The organism is Acinetobacter sp. IK31 (assembly GCF_035615195.1).
GTDB lineage: Bacteria > Pseudomonadota > Gammaproteobacteria > Pseudomonadales > Moraxellaceae > Acinetobacter > Acinetobacter calcoaceticus_C.
Window position 1 is genome coordinate 456458 of record NZ_JANBOB010000002.1, and the last position, 20487, is coordinate 476944.

At 35.2% G+C, this 20487-nt stretch carries 16 protein-coding genes and 1 pseudogene; 6 read left to right on the forward strand and 11 right to left on the reverse strand.

The window, feature by feature from the left end; genetic code table 11:
• The first annotated feature begins 129 nt into the window (after positions 1-129).
• Positions 130-1089 carry a GlxA family transcriptional regulator gene (locus tag MSG66_RS03010; RefSeq protein WP_133973599.1) on the forward strand — a complete coding sequence of 320 codons (960 nt, stop codon included), beginning with the start codon at positions 130-132 and terminating at the stop codon, positions 1087-1089.
• A 103-nt stretch (positions 1090-1192) separates the two neighbouring features.
• On the opposite strand, the gene MSG66_RS03015 is transcribed toward MSG66_RS03010, so the two are convergent.
• On the reverse strand, positions 1193-1486 hold the full coding sequence (locus tag MSG66_RS03015; RefSeq protein WP_324652136.1) for a hypothetical protein: 294 nt from the start codon (positions 1484-1486) through the stop codon (positions 1193-1195).
• An 87-nt stretch (positions 1487-1573) separates the two neighbouring features.
• Here MSG66_RS03015 and MSG66_RS03020 point away from each other — a divergent pair.
• The 3 genes and pseudogenes from MSG66_RS03020 to MSG66_RS03030 all read left to right on the forward strand — a co-directional run.
• Positions 1574-1936 (forward strand): annotated as a pseudogene (locus MSG66_RS03020) (alpha/beta fold hydrolase); the annotation flags it as partial.
• Positions 1937-2147: 211 nt separating this feature from the next.
• Positions 2148-2600, forward strand: a complete 453-nt coding sequence (locus tag MSG66_RS03025) for a hypothetical protein (protein WP_324652138.1) — start codon at positions 2148-2150, stop codon at positions 2598-2600.
• Between the two features lie 827 nt (positions 2601-3427).
• Positions 3428-3736 carry a hypothetical protein gene (locus tag MSG66_RS03030; protein ID WP_133973593.1) on the forward strand — a complete coding sequence of 103 codons (309 nt, stop codon included), beginning with the start codon at positions 3428-3430 and terminating at the stop codon, positions 3734-3736.
• Between the two features lie 28 nt (positions 3737-3764).
• On the opposite strand, the gene MSG66_RS03035 is transcribed toward MSG66_RS03030, so the two are convergent.
• The gene (locus MSG66_RS03035; RefSeq protein WP_324652141.1) at positions 3765-4922 is read right to left on the reverse strand and encodes a catalase family protein; all 1158 of its coding nucleotides are present in this window, start codon (positions 4920-4922) and stop codon (positions 3765-3767) included.
• Positions 4923-5104: 182 nt separating this feature from the next.
• Between MSG66_RS03035 and MSG66_RS03040 the strand changes: the two genes are divergently transcribed.
• Together MSG66_RS03040 and MSG66_RS03045 are read left to right on the forward strand one after the other, a co-directional pair.
• Complete coding sequence (locus MSG66_RS03040) at positions 5105-6976, forward strand: phage capsid protein (RefSeq protein ID WP_324652143.1); 1872 nt, start codon at positions 5105-5107, stop codon at positions 6974-6976.
• 228 nt (positions 6977-7204) lie between these two features.
• The gene (locus tag MSG66_RS03045) at positions 7205-8314 is read left to right on the forward strand and encodes an S-(hydroxymethyl)glutathione dehydrogenase/class III alcohol dehydrogenase (protein WP_324652145.1); all 1110 of its coding nucleotides are present in this window, start codon (positions 7205-7207) and stop codon (positions 8312-8314) included.
• A gap of 51 nt (positions 8315-8365) precedes the next feature.
• Here the strand turns inward: MSG66_RS03045 and MSG66_RS03050 are convergent, their stop codons facing one another.
• The 9 genes from MSG66_RS03050 to MSG66_RS03090 form a co-directional block, all read right to left on the reverse strand.
• Positions 8366-9340: a DUF4882 family protein gene (locus MSG66_RS03050; RefSeq protein WP_324652147.1), complete on the reverse strand. Its 975-nt coding sequence runs from the start codon at positions 9338-9340 to the stop codon at positions 8366-8368.
• Between the two features lie 112 nt (positions 9341-9452).
• A complete protein-coding gene (locus MSG66_RS03055; RefSeq protein WP_324652149.1) occupies positions 9453-10463 on the reverse strand; it encodes a fimbrial protein in 1011 nt (336 codons plus the stop codon).
• Complete coding sequence (locus MSG66_RS03060; protein WP_324652151.1) at positions 10460-13021, reverse strand: fimbria/pilus outer membrane usher protein; 2562 nt, start codon at positions 13019-13021, stop codon at positions 10460-10462. The genes MSG66_RS03055 and MSG66_RS03060 overlap by 4 nt, the downstream gene beginning before the upstream one ends.
• A gap of 58 nt (positions 13022-13079) precedes the next feature.
• Positions 13080-13811, reverse strand: coding sequence for a molecular chaperone (locus tag MSG66_RS03065; RefSeq protein WP_145988275.1), 732 nt, complete (start codon positions 13809-13811; stop codon positions 13080-13082).
• Positions 13812-13899: 88 nt separating this feature from the next.
• Positions 13900-14433, reverse strand: coding sequence for a fimbrial protein (locus MSG66_RS03070; protein WP_324652154.1), 534 nt, complete (start codon positions 14431-14433; stop codon positions 13900-13902).
• A 492-nt stretch (positions 14434-14925) separates the two neighbouring features.
• Positions 14926-15216 carry a hypothetical protein gene (locus tag MSG66_RS03075; protein ID WP_202742056.1) on the reverse strand — a complete coding sequence of 97 codons (291 nt, stop codon included), beginning with the start codon at positions 15214-15216 and terminating at the stop codon, positions 14926-14928.
• A 1165-nt stretch (positions 15217-16381) separates the two neighbouring features.
• Entirely contained in the window at positions 16382-17059 is a 678-nt protein-coding gene (locus MSG66_RS03080; protein WP_324652157.1) for a HEPN domain-containing protein, read from the reverse strand.
• Positions 17060-17153: 94 nt separating this feature from the next.
• Positions 17154-17708, reverse strand: coding sequence for a TetR/AcrR family transcriptional regulator (locus tag MSG66_RS03085; RefSeq protein WP_324652159.1), 555 nt, complete (start codon positions 17706-17708; stop codon positions 17154-17156).
• A 744-nt stretch (positions 17709-18452) separates the two neighbouring features.
• Entirely contained in the window at positions 18453-20255 is a 1803-nt protein-coding gene (locus MSG66_RS03090) for an acyl-CoA dehydrogenase C-terminal domain-containing protein (protein ID WP_324652161.1), read from the reverse strand.
• Positions 20256-20487 lie beyond the last annotated feature (232 nt).

Below are 20487 nucleotides of genomic sequence, written 5' to 3' on the forward strand. Positions count from 1 at the left end.
TTCCAGATAATTTACTGATATTGAAATTATGAGGAAAGAGATAAATATAAAAAATTGTCCTTAAGGACAACTATCGAAACTATTAGGACAAAATGCTATATTTATACTTTTCACAGCTAAAGAATTTGTATGGAAATACCAGTCATTGGGTTATTTGTTTATCCCAATATAAATCCATTTCATTTTTCTATTCCTCATATCATTTTCAATATAAAAATTGAGGATAAGAGCTTATTTAAGCTAAAAATATTTTCGATGGATGGACAACCTGTAAAAACAGAACAGTCAATGGTCATTATTCCTGATGGCGGAATAGAGCTAATTCCAGAATGTGATCTTATCGTTATCCCTGGTTGGGATGATTTTAACCATAAGCCAGAACCTTCTCTTATTGAAAGCCTTCAACAAGCGTATCAAAAAGGGAATAAACTTGTTGGTCTATGCTATGGCACTTATGCACTAGCGTATGCTGGTTTGTTAAGCAATAAAAAAGCCACTACACACTGGTTGGCCGAACAAGATTTTAACGAAAGATTTCCTGATATTAGACTCGACTCAGATGCTCTTTATACAGAAGACCAGAGAATTATTACATCTGCTGGTACAGGAGCAGCTCTTGATTGTTGTTTATACTTAGTTCGTGAAATATATAACGCACAAATTGCGAATAAAGTATCTAGAGTTATGGTCATTCCTCCACATAGAGAAGGAGGACAGGCCCAATTCATTGAACAACCTGTGGCGAATTCAAGTCAAGATGCGCAAATTAATGTCCTACTCGATTTTTTAAGAAAAAACTTAGCTCAGCAGCATAGTATTGAAATTTTAGCTGAAAAAGCACATATGACACGTAGGACATTTACACGGCATTTTAAAAAAGCGACTGGAATGACTTTGGTAGAGTGGATCAACACAGAAAGAATTAGGTACAGCTGTGAATTATTGGAGACAACGAAACTGTCTATAGAACAAATAACCGAGCTCTCTGGTTTCAACAATACGGTTATGTTTAGAAAAACGTTTCGTGAAAAATATGGCACAAGTCCTCATGCTTGGAGAAAAGCTTTTGGCAGTATTGAGGAAAAATAATTAATCTCTCAATACTGATGTGAATATGTAGATTTATATAAAAGCCCTCGGATGAGGGCTACTTTAGTCGGTAATCTGACTGAATATTAGGTATAGACATATTTTAAAGCAAATCTTCTATGTATTCCCAACCATGAGACTTCATATCTTCAAACTTTCTTTTTAATTCTTCTTTTTCATATTCACGTGTATCGTGCCCTAAAAGAACATGATACGAATTGCTCTCAGGCTCTATAGTCACCTCAGTAATTTCTACAGGTTGAATTACTCCACCTTCAGTTAAACCCATATCTGTAAAACACATACCTTTTACAGGAATAACAGTACAGTTATATTCTTTTGAAATAAAATAGATATTTGAAGCAGCAGAATATGTACGTGAAGCTCTAATTTTCATTTATATCTCCTTAAAGGATAGAGAAGATCATTTATAGTCTGGTGTTCTTCTAGAGTTAATACTGTTTAATTTATATAGTGATTTTATTTCAGTGGGCTGAGCTCGATATCTATTGAAAAAACACTTCATCCATCAAATGCCCAAAATAGAACACTTGTAAAAAGAATCCAAGAGATGGGTAAGACTCTAGGTTATGAAGAGTTTGTTAAACAATCTATGTTAAATAGAAGCTCTTATGATATGAGTAAGATAACCAGCCCAACATTAATTATTTCTGGTGCTAACGACCAACTGCGTTCAAATGAGGAAGCAACTGAATTATTAGATCAGTTACCACATGCAAAACTTGAGATAATTAAGAATACTGGTCACATGATTCCAATTGAACAATCTAAGGCATTGGCCTCCGTGATTTCAAACTGGTTAAGTGAAAAGGGTTTATATTCATGAACTAAGAATACTTTTTGATTAGAATAATTTCTCTTAAAAAGGTACTTAATTTGCATTAACTTTAATTTTTTCGGATGGTTATGCTTTTAAGTTTCATAAAAACACATTAATTACAAATAGTAATACAATAATTACATTATAAAACATAATATCTATCATACTTCCTTAAAAAGCTGAATGAGTAGCTGGACAATAAAAGGGAGAAAATAAGATGCCACAATATTTAATCATTGCTGAGAATGTGTACAAAAAGATTGAGGACAAAAAATTATTTTCAGAAAACTCAGCAGAGAACTTAAATCATTTGGTTGGTGTAATTCGTAAGGAAATTAAAGGAACCAAGTTTAAACTTAAATATAATTTTATAGATTTTGAAGAGTGCTTAACCAAGCCATTAGAAGAGTGCGCGATTAAGTTGGATACGAGTCTCATGCCCAACCATAAAAATAAAGATGAATATATACTTTGGCTCGCCGGCTTTATTGAAAGAATTACCACAGGAGGAGAGGCTAAGCTTCCTCCGATCTCAAAATTTATTCCTCCAGACTTTAAGTTTAACTATGAAGAGCCTCCTAAAGTGTCATCGAAAGGTGATGATGGAGAGATGATTATTAATTATTTCAAATCAGATGCCTTCACTAAAATTATAAAAGAAGAAAAATAAGTTTAAAAAATATAGAAGTGATCGTCCACTACACTTCTATATGTCGCCGTAAATTCAGCAACCGCCTTCTGGGGCGGTTTTTTAATTTAACTCGCCTTATTCTTATAAAATATATTGTTATAACTTTTCACAAAAGTTTGCATAATGCACAGAATCAGATTCATTAGACTAAAAACAGATACAACCTTCAATGTTAGTTTTAAATTTACTTAACTACCTTTTGGAGATATATATGTTCAAAGCTATGTTTTTCTTTAGTGCGGGTGCTGTTTTCGGTTACTGCTGTAGACACAAGGAAGAAAAGGCTAAAGAGGAAAATTCCTCTAAATAAGCTAAGTATATTCATAGAGAACTTACTGCTGAGTTGGTTCTTTATAAGGAGGTGTCTATGCTCCACAATCTTAGACAGGTTTTCTGTATTCACATCTGGGAATATGATTTTGATATTGCTCATGACGAAATTAAAGAATGCAGAAAATGTGGAAAAATTCACAAAGTGAAGAGTTCCCAAAAATTCACTTAATATCTAGGTTAGTACTTTTAGACATAAGTGAAGATTAAAAATTAAATAGGCTTAATATTTTAAATATTGAGCCTATTTAATATAGAACTTGAATCGATGGATTTTAGATGAAATTAAAATACTAATCAATTTAATCAGAATATAATTCAAACCCCATCACACTTCAAAAAAATAACTAGTTGCATTATACACAACCTATCAATTAAAATTAAAAAACAGCAACAATTTAATAAAAATTATAAACTTATTTTTATAACTGAAATCTTATACTTATATCTTTTAAACAACGAATAAGGAGATAAATATGCCAAAATACTTATTATTAGCAGAAAAAATTAATAAAAATATTAAAAGTAAGTCTTCAAACAATCACTTTAAAAACTTAAATAATCTCATTATAGAAATTAAAAAAGCCATTACTGGTACAGAATTAAAATTTTTATATAACTTTGTGAACTTCGAAGGTACGGTTGTGAGTGTAAAAAATGAGTTACCCATTAAATTAGATATGAGTTTGATTCCAAAACATAAAAATGAAGATGACTTTATTTTATGGCTAGCAGATTTTATTGATCGAATCACCGTAGATACCAGCAAAACAGCCATCAAATGAGAAAGATCCTAGTAAGACAAGATCACTTTCAAGTTTCTTGTTTAGGCGCTGAATTCATATCGTGTCGAACTCTACTTATATTTTCATAAATGATTTTACGCATTCTGTTTACTGCCCCCAATGGCTTATGTTCGGGTAAGGCATGCCATGGCGTAAAAGATAGATTTTCACAGAACTTATTTTGCTCAGGTGTGTCAAAGTCCTGCTTTGGAATATGAATAGTCGCTACTTGATAAAAAGGGGCCGCTTTCTCATCCCATTCTGTCATCGAGTCTTCTACTAGCATTTTATTTGAGGTCCGCGGCTGAATAAGGAACTCCATACATGCATCAGTATTTTGCAAAGTATTCTTTAAAGCTTCTCTTAAAAAATCATGACTCGGATTTTTAGGTAGATTGTTTGCTGTCACTGAGCAAGCACGTACTGAATATTTAACTGCTTGTCGATCATTACCAACCCCCAACTGATAGGGAACCATAGACCAGTAACGTGCATGGAGCGGATTTGCAATTTGTGAGTTACGTGCTCCAAGTGCATTCATTGTTCCTTTAAAGCCTAAGGCAAACGGAATATGAAGTTTTCTAATCATATTATGGCTATTCACATCATTCATAAAAGAAAGGTATCGTTTAGCATCATTCGCAAAAAAGACTGGGTGATTAATCATAATAAAATCTTGGGTGGTTGCTTGCTTTTCACTTTCTAAAATTTTCTCTCCAGATACACCTAAAAGTTTTATCGCTATGCCACGTGCGTCTTTCTCAATGTCAGCACTAGTGGCATCATTTGAAGCATTGGAAAAACGAATCCATGCTTGATAACTTTGGTCGGGGATAAATACCCCTTTAGCAAACTGAGTCGGTATATTTTTTGAGACATGAAATTCAGCTCGAACACACCCATGTGCTTTAGGATGGGCATCACGTAAAGCATTTCCCGCCGTATATTGTTCACGAATTGACTTTTCAATGACTTGAGCTATGTTCTGGGCTAACACTTCCTCATTAGGCTGTAACTTTTCCCCTAAAGCTGTATCAACTTCTGGATAAGCGATACTTTCTGAAGATATCTTTATTGGTATAGTTCTTTGGGTATGTAAAACTTCACTACAACCTGTTAGTGCAAACACAAGAGGAGTAAATACAAACAATGCCTTAAAATTTATAGGCTGAATAAAATTTGTCATTTATTATCTCCTCAGTGCAAAAAATATTTTAGGATAATATTAAATTTATTGTTTAACTTTATTTTGAGCTTTATAAAAATATTAACTGTAAATAATTTAAACCTCATTGTTACTTATCTGAACAATAAAATAAGAATTATTATTTAATATAAAACCTCTTAATACATTAAGAGAATGACGACATGATAACTAACCCACAAAATATACAAAATAATTCTAATTCATCACTACATCCCATCACTCAAAATACACTTATTGATCGGTTTAGTCCTATCTATTGGAGAATAGACGGTCCACAAACGATGTCTTTTGCTATTACTAATTATGGAAATGGTTTTGAAGCATCTTTTAGAGCGCGGATGGCAAATGATTTGGTAGGAATTACGTGGGATTCTTATGACACTAAAGACCATAAATTTTTAGCTTATCAAACCAAATATAGCTATGCAGGGGTAGTTTGGGACTTCGATATTGAGTTATCTGCCACGATGCCAGTGCTGAACAATCCAAGTTTAACGCCAACTTTAACGGTATACTATAATGAAAATGGTGTAGATAAAATTGCCTATGTTGTCTTATTTAGATACGCAAATAATCCTTCATCTCGTACAGCGCATATTCATATTAACTGGGATACAGTAAAAGCCGGCTTTTCTGCTACAGATAGCTTCCCAGTCACCAATATTCAGCGGATCTCATTTTCCGGTTTCACTAGCCATTATAATAGCCAATCAGCCACACCTTTAAGCCAGCCTGAAGATGGCTACATTCGCCTAACCAACTCGGTTGTTACCGGAACAAATGCAAAGTTAAATCTGAGTCGTGTTGTTGTGCCTCAGCATAGCTATGGCATCTGTACCAGCTATGACGACCATTACGATTTAAACCCGCAGCGCTTAGTCAACAATATGGCTGCTTTGGGATATCAAGGTTTGGTTAACCACTATTGTGGAATGTCGCATTACCCTGAAATGAAATGGAAAAGTGATATTAATAAATGGCAAATACCAGATACATTGGTGACGGGTGAGACAGTTGTTAACTCATGTACACGTAAATGGCATGAGAAATATGCTCAGGCTTTACATAACGCCAGTATGCAACCCATCTTTGGGGTAAGTTTTGAAATGTATTCCTTGGGCGCCAACGAGTTTTGGGCACAGCGTGACTGGAATAGTAATTTAGGTAAAACAGGCTACCAACCACCGAGCTATTTTTTTAGTTTAAGTGACCAAAATGCATTGGCCTACCTACATAAAGTCTTTATTGAGTTTGCAGATGCAATGGTTGTAGGAGGATGTGCTGTAAATATGCAGATTGGTGAGCCGTGGTGGTGGTATAACACTGGCACAAATTTACCTTGTGTGTATGACTATCCAACAAAACTGGCCTTTAATGCAGACACAGGTTTATATGCGCCAGATTTAGGCACAATTTATGAGGCAATGAGTAAAACAGGAACGCCGTATGATGAGTTTAAAACATGGCTTAGAAATAAATTAGGGCAAACCTGTCAAAACATTCGCACCGTTATCAAAGCCAAATACTCCAGTGCAAAAGTTAGCCCACTCATTTTCTTTCCTTCTATTCAATCTCCAATTCAGACACTAGCAACTTATATTAACTATCCAAGCACGCACTATTCATATCCTAATTTTGATTACATGATGACGGAAGCCTATGACTGGCTATTAGAAGCTCGCTTAGACTTAGCACATCAGGCAGTTTCCCAAATACCTATACAAGGTTTGGGCTATCCTGCAAATAAAGTCGTTTATTTATCCGGATTCGTTCCTGATGCATCTATTGCCTATATTTATGGATTTGATAAAACAAAACCTTATCGAACACCCATCTGGCAACGAATTTTTGGTGACATGAAAAATAATGTTTCTTTGGGTTTAATGAAGCAATTTATCTGGGCATACCCTCAAGTCATGTTTGATTCAATTACCATCGATACTACTCAAGCCCCAAATGGCTTTTTTGTAGAAAATACGCTTTATTCTCCAATTAGTGATAACACACCATATCCACCAGATATTTACCTATAAGTAAATATAAGCCGTTTATAAGATAAGTGATTTGATAAGAAACCTCTTCAAGCAAGAGGTTTCCTTCTTTTTGAAACATGGGCTTGCTTAGACGTATCCGACTGGCTATGCTGTGATAGCTTGTCATAAAAGCCAATTTTAATTTAAGCAAATTAAGCTCTTGTATTACTGTTACATAATCTATTTTGCTCGACTATAAATACCGAATGATTTAAAGGAAACCCAAAGATGAAATCTCGTGCAGCTGTCGCCTTTGCCCCAGGAAAACCTTTAGAAATTGTTGAAGTTGATGTTGCGCCACCTCAAGCGGGTGAAGTTTTAATAAAAATTACCCATACAGGGGTATGTCATACCGATGCTTTTACATTATCTGGTGATGATCCAGAAGGTGTTTTCCCGGCAATTTTAGGTCATGAAGGTGCAGGTGTTGTGGTTGAAGTCGGTGAGGGCGTAACAAGCGTTCAACCAGGTGATCACGTTATTCCACTTTATACAGCTGAATGTAAAGAATGCTTATTCTGTAAATCTGGAAAAACTAACTTGTGTGTTGCAGTACGTGCAACTCAAGGTAAAGGTGTAATGCCAGATGGCACCACACGTTTTTCATATAATGGCGAACCGATTTACCACTACATGGGATGTTCAACCTTTAGTGAATATACGGTAGTTGCAGAAGTATCTTTAGCAAAAATCAATCCTGAAGCGAATCACGAGCAAGTTTGCTTACTAGGTTGTGGTGTAACTACAGGTATTGGCGCCGTGCATAATACAGCAAAAGTACAAGAAGGTGACTCTGTTGCAGTATTTGGCCTAGGCGGTATTGGTTTGGCTGTTGTACAAGGTGCACGTCAAGCGAAAGCTGGGCAAATTATTGTGGTCGACACAAACCCAGATAAATTTGAACTTGCCAAGCAGTTTGGTGCTACAGATTCCTTAAACCCTAAAGATTACGATAAACCTATTCAGCAAGTGATTGTAGAAATGACAGGCTGGGGCGTTGATCACTCATTTGAATGTATTGGTAATGTCAATGTTATGCGCTCGGCTCTAGAGTGTGCGCATCGTGGTTGGGGACAATCGGTCATTATTGGTGTTGCTGGTGCCGGTCAAGAAATTTCGACTCGTCCATTCCAGCTAGTTACAGGTCGTAAATGGTTAGGAACTGCTTTTGGTGGGGTAAAAGGCCGTTCACAACTTCCAAAAATGGTTGAAGATGCGATGAAAGGTGAGATTCAACTTGAACCTTTTGTCACTCACACCATGCCTCTACAAGACATTAATACAGCTTTTGATTTAATGCATGAAGGTAAATCAATTCGTACTGTCATTCATTTTTAAAAAAGAAAAAGGGCTGTGATTCAGCCTTTTTTTATTTTATAGCTTTATATCTTAGATGGAATTACCACACATGTCAGTTGTGCCCTGAGGGTAGTTAAACTGTAGTGCATTACGGTCAGTAATGAGTTCATTAGACAACTCTTGTCCAAATAATTGTTCAGCATATATTGATATATCACTTGAAACAAAAAAGCGTATATTCTCAAGTGGAGCAGGCAAAGTAGATTTATATCCTTGATCAACACCATTTATAATAAAGCCAACTTGCTTAGTGTTCTGATTAATATAAATACCTAATCTTTGGTATCCATTTGCATTATTTGTCATGTTTTGACCTTTAGAATATCGACTGTCAGGGCCAGTCTCATCACTAAGTCGGTAAGCTACAGAATAGCTTAATCTAGCAGGATTCTCACCAAAATCTGGATCATAAGTCCCCATATCAAACCCAAAATTGGATCTAACTGTATAGCCATTATTTGTTACACCATTAAATCCAATGCCAGAGGAGTAATAAGCAGAATTTCCAAGTGATGAGTTCCCAAGAGCTGAGTTTGGAATCTTAAGCTCCATTTCAAATGCAATAACACCTGTGTGAGGTATTATTAAATCACCAATGTCATTAGTAGAATTAAGACTAGCTTTACTCCTAGCTATATACTCTACAGTACCATATTCATTTTCTGGCATAGGCTCTACTTTAAGACTAAATTTTTGGCCAATTATCAATGGGAATATTTTAATTGGCCAATAGTCAGTATGTTCGCCATTCCATAGATCATAATCTTCTTGAGTTACATCAAAATTATATTTGCAGACTGGGGCTGAAGAATTAAGGGAGGTAGTTTGAGCCAAAAGCATTTGAGGTGCTACTTTCTGATTCTTTGCAGTTGATGAAATGCTTTTAGATGCGACTTTTTGGCTTGACTCATTATGCGTTACTGTATTGGTATTATCAGTAGATACCTCATACCTTGCCCAACATAATGTAATTGCACTAACAGCAACTATACCTATTTTTTTCATAAAATATTCCTATCGAGTTAAGTATTAAATTTTTAGAAAGTATTGATAAAGTAGAATTTATTATTAATTTTAAATGTTTGAAATTATTAGTTTTATAAACTATTGAATATGATTAATCATATTCAATAGTTACAGTAGCCATTGCACGAACTTTACCAGGCGTAACATTTGCTGCTGTTTGATAATAGCGGGCAGTCATCGGTACGTTATATTGAAGTGTCTGGTTAGAAGACAATGTACCTAAGGCTAATTTGTCACCTTTTTTAATGACCTGATTCTTATTTTGATAATTCCAGAGTAACTGTACACCTACGCCGTTTGCTTTTTCAGATGTCGGAGCAGTATTTGCAAGTACCTGACTGTTAGTACCATCTTGGGTAAAGTCGTAAGTTAAACTAATCAGGTTTTTCTCTTCATAGCCAGTAGGGTTAATACCACCATTACATAAAATGTTCATATCAAAGGTTTGTTCGCCTTGAGTAGAACCAATGCCTTTGAATCCAGCCTTTGTAACTGTAGGAAGCTGTACAACTTTGTTGATGTTACCTTGGATTTCACATGAAGATGATGCAATGGTAATTGCATTAGCATCAACAGTACTTGTTAAGAAAGGTTGATTAGGAAAGCCACGGACATAATAGCTACTATATCTACCTGGTACTAACGTTCCAGAACCTGTTTGTGGAGCAATCTTAATGATTTCCACTACAAAATAACCAGCCCCCAAATAACGGGTACCTGAGATTCCACCACGTTCATACGGGTAATAACCCGAGAAATTGGCATTATTCTCAGCTTCACGGTATAAACGAATACCAATCCCCGGAATATTAGTCGTATAGATGCTATTGCCCAAAGAGCTTAAAGGGTACCCTTGGGTTAATGCAGCAATTACTGTGTCTCTGCTATCACAAGAACGTGCTTCTGTAGAAGTACGATCGATAGGGAAAGTTGCCTTTCTTAAAATTGCACCGACTTGATCACTAGGGCGTACAACAACACGTCCTACGGCCATCCGAACATCATTTGCTACATAGTTATAGATGCGGCATGCAGCATTAGCTTCGCCATACACACCAAGACCAGCAGTAAATAAGAAACCTGTTAATAATATCCTTTTCATTTGCAGACAGCCTCAGTCATTACCATGCTTTGTTGCTTATTTTGCAACTGATTACTGATGTTGTACTCAACCGAACAACGTTCATTACTTTCGTCGCCCCATTTCACATAAAGACGATCTTGAGCAAGAGGAGTACGTAAGTAAATCATACTACCTTGCGCAACAATACCCACAGCTTCATCTTTCTGATTAAAGACTTGAGCTGCAAACGGTAAACTGTTGCCTTCAGCAGTTTTACTATTAATGTAAACTGCATAACCAGTTTTAGTTGCAAAATCAACTTTAGCAATTGCACCAGCAAAAGGTGCAATACGTTGACTCGTTTCTTCAAGTTCTACTTGGCTCGACATCTCTTGTGGATCAAGAGTAATGTCATTAAGACGGTACGGAGTCACATACGGAATAACCGCATAACCTGCCTTATTCACACTTAAACCAACGGTATTATTAACTTTAGCTCCAGCTGCATCAGGTGCATGCACAAGCACCATCGTTTGGCCTTGTTCAGGTCCAAATAAAATGCCTTCTGAATGTGCAACCATACTACCACTTAAGCTAACCATTGCTTGTTGGTAAGAATCAGCAATACTATAAGAGCCGCCAACAGTTGCATAGTTAGTACGATAACGACCATTTGCGTTAAATGATGGATTTGCATAGTCCTGATGCGAGACAGAAGCACCATAACTAAAGCGATCACCCACCATTCCGCTTGCGCCAACAGTACGGCTATCTTCAGAAGCAGTAACGTTGACGTTGACTGAGTTCTTCTTGAAATTAATTGGGAATGAAAGCGTCATTAAATATTCAGTATCATGCGACGTATCATTTGAACCGTACTCAATCTTACGATTAATTGCAGATAAACCATAGGTTAAACCATGGTAGTTATTGCTATAACCAATTTGGTACTGTTTAGTACTTTCGCTACGGTTCCAGTAGTCAACCCATGAGCCAACTACATAGAAATTACCCCAACCTTCAGGTAGCCCTTGGTTTAAAGTAATTTGGAATTCACTGCGCTGATGACCCGCAGCAGCATAGGTATTTACGCCTTTTTCTTCTAAATCACGAATAAGCAAAGCATCACGTAATTTATAGAAGTTTTCTGTTGAGTAACGATATGCAGCAAGGGTTAAGTTTGTATTGGTCGGAGTAATTAATTTACTATAACTTAAACGGAAACTTTGCCCAGATTGTGATGACTGCTTTTTAAAGTCGGCTTCAGAGTGGGTAACATCTAACGCAACAGCACCAATTGGTGTAGCAAAAGCAGCACCTAATAACACAGCGGCATAGTTTTCCGTTGCTTGGATGCCTGTATAACCTGTTAGATAGTTGTTAATCCCTTGCTGATATTTACCCTGAACAACCCAAGGATTAATATCAATGTCTTGATCGCGGAACTGCCCCACAGTTAAAGAGTAACGGTTTACACCCGGACGCAACATTTGTACAACTGAAGCATACGGAACCGAGAATTTTTGTATTTGGCCATTTGCTTCAATAATAGAGACTTCAATCTCGCCACCAAAACCAGTAGGGTAAAGGTCGTTAATTTCAAAGTTACCTGGCGCAACAGTTGTTTGATAGATAAGTTGGCCTTGTTGACGAACTTCAACTTTTGCATTGGTTTTTGCATTACCACGAATACGAGGGGCATAGCCCAACATACTATTTGGTAACATTCGATCATCACTTGAGAAATCAATACCACGATAACCAATAGAGTCAAATACTTCGCCGTTTGTAAAACTATCACCTAGCGTTAAAACACCGCGGTATTTAGGAAAGGTTCTTTGTAAATATGTACTTGTTTCTTGATAATCAGATTTAGATTGATTTTCAGCCGGGGTATCTTGCCATTGCCATTGGCCATTATGACGTAATTGCCAACCTGCTACATTTAGTCCAGCTGTAACGCCCATAAATGCGTTTGTTGTTTCGCTTTGGTCACCAGACTGACTAAATGTTTTATAGGCACTACCACTATAAGATAGAAAACCAGCATTAATGCCTCGATCCCATATACTTGGGTCGACATAGCCTTGCGCATTTTTTTGTAAAGCAACTTGCGGAATCGAAATATCTACACGTAAACGAGATGTGTCAAACTCATAAAATGCATTTTCAACCCACTCTTCAATTTTATAACAACTACTATTTTCTTTTTGAACAGGAGCGTGTTGCGCTAAAATCTCTTGTTTAACACCATATTCAGCAAGAGTATTTCCCGTAAAGCAGGTTACAGCATTTTTATTTGATTCTAATGCTTTAAAAAACATACGACGTTTGCCAAACCATTGGCCATTTACATATAGGTCAACATTATATTCACCTGGTAGAACAGGATTGCCGTATTTAAAACGAGAAATATCGACTTTTTGTGCATCCCCAATTAAAAAAGCAGAATCGAATTCAGCCTCTACGGGAGCACTCGTAGCTGTTTCTTCCGCATGCACGAATACAGGCATTGTCATTGTGACAACACCAGAAGCCAAGTAGTAACAAATATGGCGTTTTAATAATTTATAAGATTCTTGCCTTTTTTTTGGCATAGCTAAGTCCGCCTACACATATAGGTGCTTAAATTTATTAAAAAGATAAATCTGATTACTAAAGTTTTATTGGGTGTTCGACTCGACCACCGTAGTCATTGACATTAATAAAACTCATATCTTGAAGATTGCCATTCTTAAGCTGAACTGACGCTTCAGAAAAAGGCTTAATCATTAGCCCTTGAGGTAATAAATCAACTTTTTTATCACCTGCCTTTTGGTAAACAGAAGTCAACGTGATATGAAAAGGGGTAGGATTTTTTACCGTTAAACTTTGACCAGATTTAATCCATTGAAGCTTATCTGATGCTAAATTCGCATCTTCTTTAATCGATGATGGACGATAGAAGAATTTAATGCGTGAACGAATTGCAAGTTGCAGGAAATTATCAGGTGTCGTATCTTCACTTTTTGAAGTAGGTCTAGGTGGAATATCTAAAATATTCAACCACAAAACCGTTTCTTGCTTCTGATTTAATTGAGAAGCATTTGGCAAAGCAGTAATACGAAGTGTCTGACTTTTTGTAGCTTCAACACGAGAAATTGGAGGTGCAATCATAAAAGGAACTTTTGATTGGTCTGGTGTACTTTTTGGATCACCTTCGTCAATCCAAGCTTGGACAAGTGCTGGCTTTGAACCGTTATTGCTAACTTGTAGCGTAACTTCTCTAGCATCCGACGGATAAATTACACGAGTGCCATGAATTACAATTTCTGCTTGAGTAGCAGGTGCGACAACCGCTGAAGCAAATGCCAAACCTAACAAAAAATTATAACTGTTCAATTTCATTTTTCGAGTTCTCAACCAAGAAAGATTCGGGAAGGTGTTACACAAAACAGGGCTTCCATGCGAACATAGAAACCCCGCTATCAATTAATTATTGATAGATAATTGTGTATTGAACAGAAGTAGTTACTTTACCAGCAGTAGAAGCGCCAGTTGCATAGTATTCAGCATAGTAGTTAAGGTCAGCACTTGCGCCTTCAGCTACGTCAACCCATTGAGAGTTAGCTTGAGCACCATTTGCACCCGCAGCAAGTACTGGGATGAAGTTGTTGTTGTTACCTAAAAGTTGAACGTTAACGTTTTTAGCACCAGTAGCGTCTTGGTTAAGTAAACGACCAGTATTAAAGTCAACAGTTGCACCTGGTTCGAAGTAAGTAGCTACTTTACCTTCAGAACAATTCGCTAAGTTGATTTGGAAAGGAGTACGACCAGCAACATCCCCAGCAACAGCTAAAGTTTGTTTAGAAACAGTTGGAAGAGTAACTGTGAAGTCTTTACCAGCTGGGGTAACGATGTCACAAGTTTTGTCTGTAACTAAACCATTAATTGTAATTGTACCATCAGCAGCTTGAGCATTCGCAATCCCTACAACCGAAAGAGCAGCGATCAAAGCAAGTTTTTTCATAGTGTTTTCTCAAAAGTCTGGATAAAAGTTTATTTCCTTACTTTTCCAGTGTTTGACATCTTGAAAAGTAATGCGGCGATCTTAACACTTCTCAAACAAAATGCAAACCAGATCACATTATTTTTTCATAATTTTAATTGAATCACACTTTGTATTTGGTATATAGAACGAGAAGAAATAGCTTATATAGCTGTTTATAAAAGTTTTTTTATTTTATAAAAAAGAGACATTACGGAAAAAAGCAAGTTACATAAGAACACTATGTAAAGAGAAAAGAATTGAACAATTTATGTGAAAAATAAGCTTAAATTCTTAGAATACAATTATATAGAATAAATTATGAATATGTATACAGAAAAAACATACAAATAGTCACTTTTTATAGAAAAAGAGTGATTTATCTATTTTTCATCAAAATATGCGATGAGTTCGACAAATCACTCTTTAATGAAGCTTATTATAGGAATAGCCTTAAGTGCTATGCCTAATAAGTTAATGATAGTTGATAACCACGACTTTGTGGTTAGAACCTATGCTTTCAATGCTAGTGTCCATTTTCTCAGTATGTTGAGCTAAGTTAGAAAGACTATTTTTGTTTAAATATTCACTATCAAGTTTAATATTTAAATTATTTACCTCAACACATTCTATCTCGCTACGTTCTGTTGAACATGTATCTTCAACAATATTTCCTCTTATCATTATTGTGTTATTTGCATAACAAAATAGTGGGGAAGTAGAAAGCACCATCAGAATAAGAAGTTTAAAAATATTATTTTTCATTTTATATGCCTATTTATAAAATAGTTTATATATATTTGATACAATATTTTTAATTTAAAAACAATCATTAACTTTAAACCAATAAAAATTATTAATTTCCATGTGATATAAATCACATTAACTACCTTAAATAAGGTAATGGTTAAAATTCTTACAATATTATTAATAAATATAATAATTATAATGCTACAAAAACCATCAATATCAAACTAAATGATTGATATTTATATAAATTTAAGAATTTCACTTTTATAAAAGAATAAAATGATATATGGTTAAATATTTAATAAATATGTAATTTATTTTTCATAATTTTAGTATTTGTATTTAAAATAAATTATAGAGAAGTAAGATGCTAATTTTATTTAAAATGTGATTAATTACACCTTTTAATTACAAAGTGGAAATTAAATTATTTTTCAAAAGTGATCACTACATAGACATAATTTAAAAATTATTACACATTTTAAATATATTAAGGTGCAAAAGCTAATTTTAGCTTTCTAAGGCTTCTTAAAATTCTTCTTGGAATATAAATGTGTATATTTTTTTCAAAATAAAACTATATCAGGTAGAAATATGGGCTAGAGAAAAGGACTGATAAGTAGTATTCAAATACAACATCTAAAGGAAAATTACTCAAAGTAGATGCACGTGCTGGAGACAAAAGCACAATGAATATTCGTTTAATTCTAGAGTCACAGAAATTTGATCATGGAGTTGAGCAAATGGTGTCATGTATGCAGATAGTTAAATTTCATGAAGATCATCAACATTTATTTGAGTTTTATAAATATTATCTGAATAAAGAAATCTTTATTCCAGTGACGTTGTCATCAATGGCAGCAATATTTTTTATCGTACAACTGTGATGGTAAGGCAACAGCAAGAAGAAAATGTAGCTAAAGCTTGATAGAACTAAACACATAATAAGGAATTATATAATTGTTCGTATAATGTATATTATGTTAAATAGGATATTTAGAAAGTTACCATATATAAGGCTCTGGCTACTCTGTGTTGTTGCTACGGCACTTAATTCTTTACTACGGTGAATTCTTAGCTTGGTATCTACTTACTAGATGCAAGATAATAAATTTGCATCTCAACAAGCTTATGTGACTCTCTAAGTTTTTTAAATCCACATAACCCTATCGATCTACTCTTATGAAGCGTAATTTAATAAGAACCTTTCTATATCACTTATCATTCTTTCCACGTCTTCTCTAGTAAACTGATCATAATTTCCATGAGCAGCATTATTTCTGATATCAGCTAAAGCTGTAATTTGCTTTTGCTGTAGTTTGTTGTAGACACTGTCCTTTGCCAAATCATCATTTAACTGAGTTAACTTTTTACGTTCTGTATCTATGTTATTGTTTAAGCATAATTCCTTAATTGCCGTTTCTAAAACTACTCCAGCAATTACGGCTGCAGCATTTTTATAGCCGTTCTCTAAAAGTGATTTAGCCTGTTCAAGCTCGCTATCAAAAACTTCAGCTTGTACTATCTGTTTGAATGTTATTAAAAAACCATTATATAAATCGTCATATGTTGCTTTTATTACAGGTAATAATCTGTTTAAAACAAGAGCATTTGTATCATAAAACTGATATTTTTCAGCACTTAAAAAAGCTTCATAATGTATTGAATTAATTCCACAAATTAATTTTAAAAGATGCTTGATTTTGATTTTCCATTCTATATATATCGAGTCTCCTTCTTTTCCTAAACTTTCATATTCTATATTCGTATTACTTGCTGGAACTGTATGCATTAACGAACTTAGTTCAACTCCATCATTTAGAAGTTGTTCAAATCGGTTAAGTATTTTTTGGCTCATAAACACTCCAATATTAACTAATTATTAGAAATTTAATTTTTATGTACAACCAGCTTAACACGGCGCTTAAGCTTTTCAATAACAGTTCAAATACTCACACCAACTGTAATAAAAAATACTCAAGCAACCTCTTCCTTTCATCTGGTTTGTTCGGATCTAAAAGCTGAACCATCGCGCCATCAATCACAAATAAAAACATGTGCGCATCTTGTTTTGAGGCTTCTTCATTGGTTGTTAAAAGCAGTTTATAGATTTCATTAATCAGCCAATTTCGATAATCAATTACGACCTGATAAGCCTTTGGATGGGTTTTCGCAATTTCAAATATAGCTTTAAACGGCAAATGGTAAAGCCCATCTAAATCGGTGTGTAAGTAATAAATTTTGCGGAGTTTTTCAATTAGTGTTAATTCTTTTTGAATCTGGATAATTGAAATGACCTCATGTTTAAGGCCGTCTTTCTGAAAAGTTATGCTCATTTCAATGAGACGTTCTTTTGAGTGAAAATAGTTATAAAAGGTAGCTTTCGGGATTTTTGCAGCCTCAACAATTCGGTCTACGCCGATATTATGAAAGCCGTATTTGTTAAATAAATATCTTGCTGAATGAAGTACGCTTAAAGCACGAAATGGAAGATCTGAATGTGGCATAGTTTTACCGTTCTAAAATAAATTCTTGTTGTATATAAATGAGATATAAAAACTGCTGCCTTTTTTAGAGAGAAAAAAAGGCATAGCAAAGCCATAAGACTGTGCCCAGCACATCTCAAGTTTTATTGTTGATTAAGTTTTTAGTCGAAATGAATGAAAGCCTGAAAAGCCTAACGGCGATCAAACCTTTGTCAAAAGTTTAAGTTGTGTCGTTATAGTGAATTTTGGCAATGTCTGCCAAGAAATGATGAATGCGCAAAGCCAACTCCTTTATATATGGAGTTCTGCCAGACATTTAAAATTATGGTGGCAGAACGAAAGAGGGTTAGCAGACTGGTACGACAACCAGCACACCCGAGGGTGTCCCTCTCCCGTCCTACCGCTACGGGAGGGAACGAGGAGCTTACGCACAAAACTATTCCTCAGAAGAAATAATCCTGATGCGGTCGTATACGGTCTGCTAAAACCGTCTGGCAATGTAGGCCAGCAGGCAAATGGTAATCTCCAATATTTAAGGTGTCAATGTGAAATTGGCTAGAAAATATTTAATTAATTATTGTTTTTCATTTAATTACACAATTAAGGAAAATCTTAAGTAAAGATTAATAGTTAAAGAGCAAAGAAGTTGATTCTCTTCATATATTATTTTGTCTCTACTCTATAGAAAGCTTCAGAAATTAAAATATCTACTTTAGGTTTGGCTATCGATAAAGCTTTTACCGACAGCCCTTTTAAACATTTGGCTTAATCGAACTTAAACAATTCAGGACTAAGACGATACAATGACTCAGAGTTTGCCTGAATCAAAGCTGCATGCATTAAGGTTCTCGGTAAAATACGTTCAAAATAAAATTGTGCCGTAGAAACTTTTGCGAAATAAAATTCATCTTTGGTGCCTTGTTCAATTTTTTCTTGAGCAATTACCGCCATTTTAGCCCACAGATAAGCAAAAACCGCATAACCAGAAAAGTAGAGATAATCAACAGCCGCTGCTCCAACTTCATCCAGATTATTGTTGACTTTGTTTTTTAAATCTTCGGTTAAATCAATCCATTGATTTACGACTTGATCTAACTTTGAAAGCATAGGCTGTGTAACTTCATTTCCTTGATTTATGTTTAAAAAGTTTTTAATTTCGTCTGTTAATAGCAGAAGTAAACTTCCTTTTGAACCTATTATTTTACGAACTAGCAAATCAACTGCTTGAATTTCAGTAGTACCTTCATAGAGTGTAGAAATACGAACATCTCGTGCGATTTGTTCCATTCCGTGTTCAGAAATGTAGCCATGACCACCAAAAACCTGCATACCATGTTTTGCAGATTCGACGCCTAATTCAGTCATAAATGCTTTTGCGATGGGAGTAAGTAACGCTAATTTATCTTCAGCATTTTTTTGTTCTAACTCATCACTAGAAAGATCAGCAATGTCTACATATGTAGATAGATAATATGCTAATGCTCGTGAACCCTCTGCAAATACTTTTTGCGTGAGTAGCATATTCCGCACTGGTGCATGCACAATAATTGGGTCGGCCGGTAAATCTGGATTCTTAATGCCAGAGATAGAGCGCATTGCTAACCGCTCTTTGGCATATGTGAGTGCCCCTTGATAAGCAGTTTCTGAAGCAGCTAAGCCTTGTATAGCGGTACCTATCCGTGCTGCATTCATGAAAGTAAACATACAATTCAGACCACGGTTTTCTGGTCCAATTAAAAACCCTTTGGCATTATCGAAATTTAGTACACATGTCGCATTACCATGGATACCCATTTTATGCTCTAAAGCACTACAAACCACGCCATTTCGTTCAGCAATATTTCCATCTGTATCTAAATTAAATTTAGGCACAATGAATAAGGATATTCCTTTGGTACCTAATGGAGCATCAGGTAAGCGAGCTAAAACAATATGGATAATATTTTCGGATAAGTCATGTTCTCCAGCTGAAATAAAAATTTTCTCTCCAGTAATACTATAGCTACCATCTGAATTAGGAACTGCCTTAGTGCGGATTAAACCTAAATCGGAACCAGCATGTGACTCTGTTAAACACATCGTACCAGTCCAAATGCCAGAGATTAGATTAGGAAGATATTTTTCTTTTTGCTCGTCTGTACCATGGCTTTCAATTGTAGACATCGCACCATGTGATAAGCCGGGATACATTCCCCATGCCCAGTTGGTTGAAGTTAAAATTTCAGAAATAGCGATCCATAATAAAGATGGAACCCCCTGTCCTCCATATTCTTCATTACCTGTTAAGGATGGAAATCCAAGTTCTACATATTTTTGGTAAGCTTCTTTAAAGCCATCTGGTGTAGTGACAACTCCATCTTGAACTTTACAGCCTTGCTGATCACCAATAGCGTTCAAGGGAAGCAATTCATTTTCACAGAAATCTGAGGCAACTTCTAAATATTGCTCTACGATTTCTGAGGTCATTTTATCTTTAGATTCAGGGTATTTTGCATAGAGCTTTTCAAAATCCAATAAATCCTTAAAAACAAAATTGATGTCACGAAGTGGCGATATATAACTTGGCATATTGATTCCCTACCTTTTAAATTCTTGATTCCATTTTCCTATTCGCATCTTCTGAGGAGTGATCATCTCAAAAGTATTTCATGATTTGAAATAGGCGGTTTTGGGTAAAAATATAGGCAAAAAAACAACATTAAAAATAACTTGTGTGCATGTTTAATTATTTATTTAATTCATTTTATTCATTATAAAAAATTAGTTAAGCTCAGAAGAAGCTAAGGATTAAGAGAGTTAG

What these genes read in the sequence shown, in the direction of transcription:
- MSG66_RS03010 (WP_133973599.1), top strand. Translation starts at nt 130, where the DNA reads ATGGAAATACCAGTCATTGGGTTATTTGTTTATCCCAATATAAATCCA.
- MSG66_RS03015 (WP_324652136.1), bottom strand. Translation starts at nt 1,486, where the DNA reads ATGAAAATTAGAGCTTCACGTACATATTCTGCTGCTTCAAATATCTAT.
- MSG66_RS03025 (WP_324652138.1), top strand. Translation starts at nt 2,148, where the DNA reads ATGCCACAATATTTAATCATTGCTGAGAATGTGTACAAAAAGATTGAG.
- MSG66_RS03030 (WP_133973593.1), top strand. Translation starts at nt 3,428, where the DNA reads ATGCCAAAATACTTATTATTAGCAGAAAAAATTAATAAAAATATTAAA.
- MSG66_RS03035 (WP_324652141.1), bottom strand. Translation starts at nt 4,922, where the DNA reads ATGACAAATTTTATTCAGCCTATAAATTTTAAGGCATTGTTTGTATTT.
- MSG66_RS03040 (WP_324652143.1), top strand. Translation starts at nt 5,105, where the DNA reads ATGATAACTAACCCACAAAATATACAAAATAATTCTAATTCATCACTA.
- MSG66_RS03045 (WP_324652145.1), top strand. Translation starts at nt 7,205, where the DNA reads ATGAAATCTCGTGCAGCTGTCGCCTTTGCCCCAGGAAAACCTTTAGAA.
- MSG66_RS03050 (WP_324652147.1), bottom strand. Translation starts at nt 9,340, where the DNA reads ATGAAAAAAATAGGTATAGTTGCTGTTAGTGCAATTACATTATGTTGG.
- MSG66_RS03055 (WP_324652149.1), bottom strand. Translation starts at nt 10,463, where the DNA reads ATGAAAAGGATATTATTAACAGGTTTCTTATTTACTGCTGGTCTTGGT.
- MSG66_RS03060 (WP_324652151.1), bottom strand. Translation starts at nt 13,021, where the DNA reads ATGCCAAAAAAAAGGCAAGAATCTTATAAATTATTAAAACGCCATATT.
- MSG66_RS03065 (WP_145988275.1), bottom strand. Translation starts at nt 13,811, where the DNA reads ATGAAATTGAACAGTTATAATTTTTTGTTAGGTTTGGCATTTGCTTCA.
- MSG66_RS03070 (WP_324652154.1), bottom strand. Translation starts at nt 14,433, where the DNA reads ATGAAAAAACTTGCTTTGATCGCTGCTCTTTCGGTTGTAGGGATTGCG.
- MSG66_RS03075 (WP_202742056.1), bottom strand. Translation starts at nt 15,216, where the DNA reads ATGAAAAATAATATTTTTAAACTTCTTATTCTGATGGTGCTTTCTACT.
- MSG66_RS03080 (WP_324652157.1), bottom strand. Translation starts at nt 17,059, where the DNA reads ATGAGCCAAAAAATACTTAACCGATTTGAACAACTTCTAAATGATGGA.
- MSG66_RS03085 (WP_324652159.1), bottom strand. Translation starts at nt 17,708, where the DNA reads ATGCCACATTCAGATCTTCCATTTCGTGCTTTAAGCGTACTTCATTCA.
- MSG66_RS03090 (WP_324652161.1), bottom strand. Translation starts at nt 20,255, where the DNA reads ATGCCAAGTTATATATCGCCACTTCGTGACATCAATTTTGTTTTTAAG.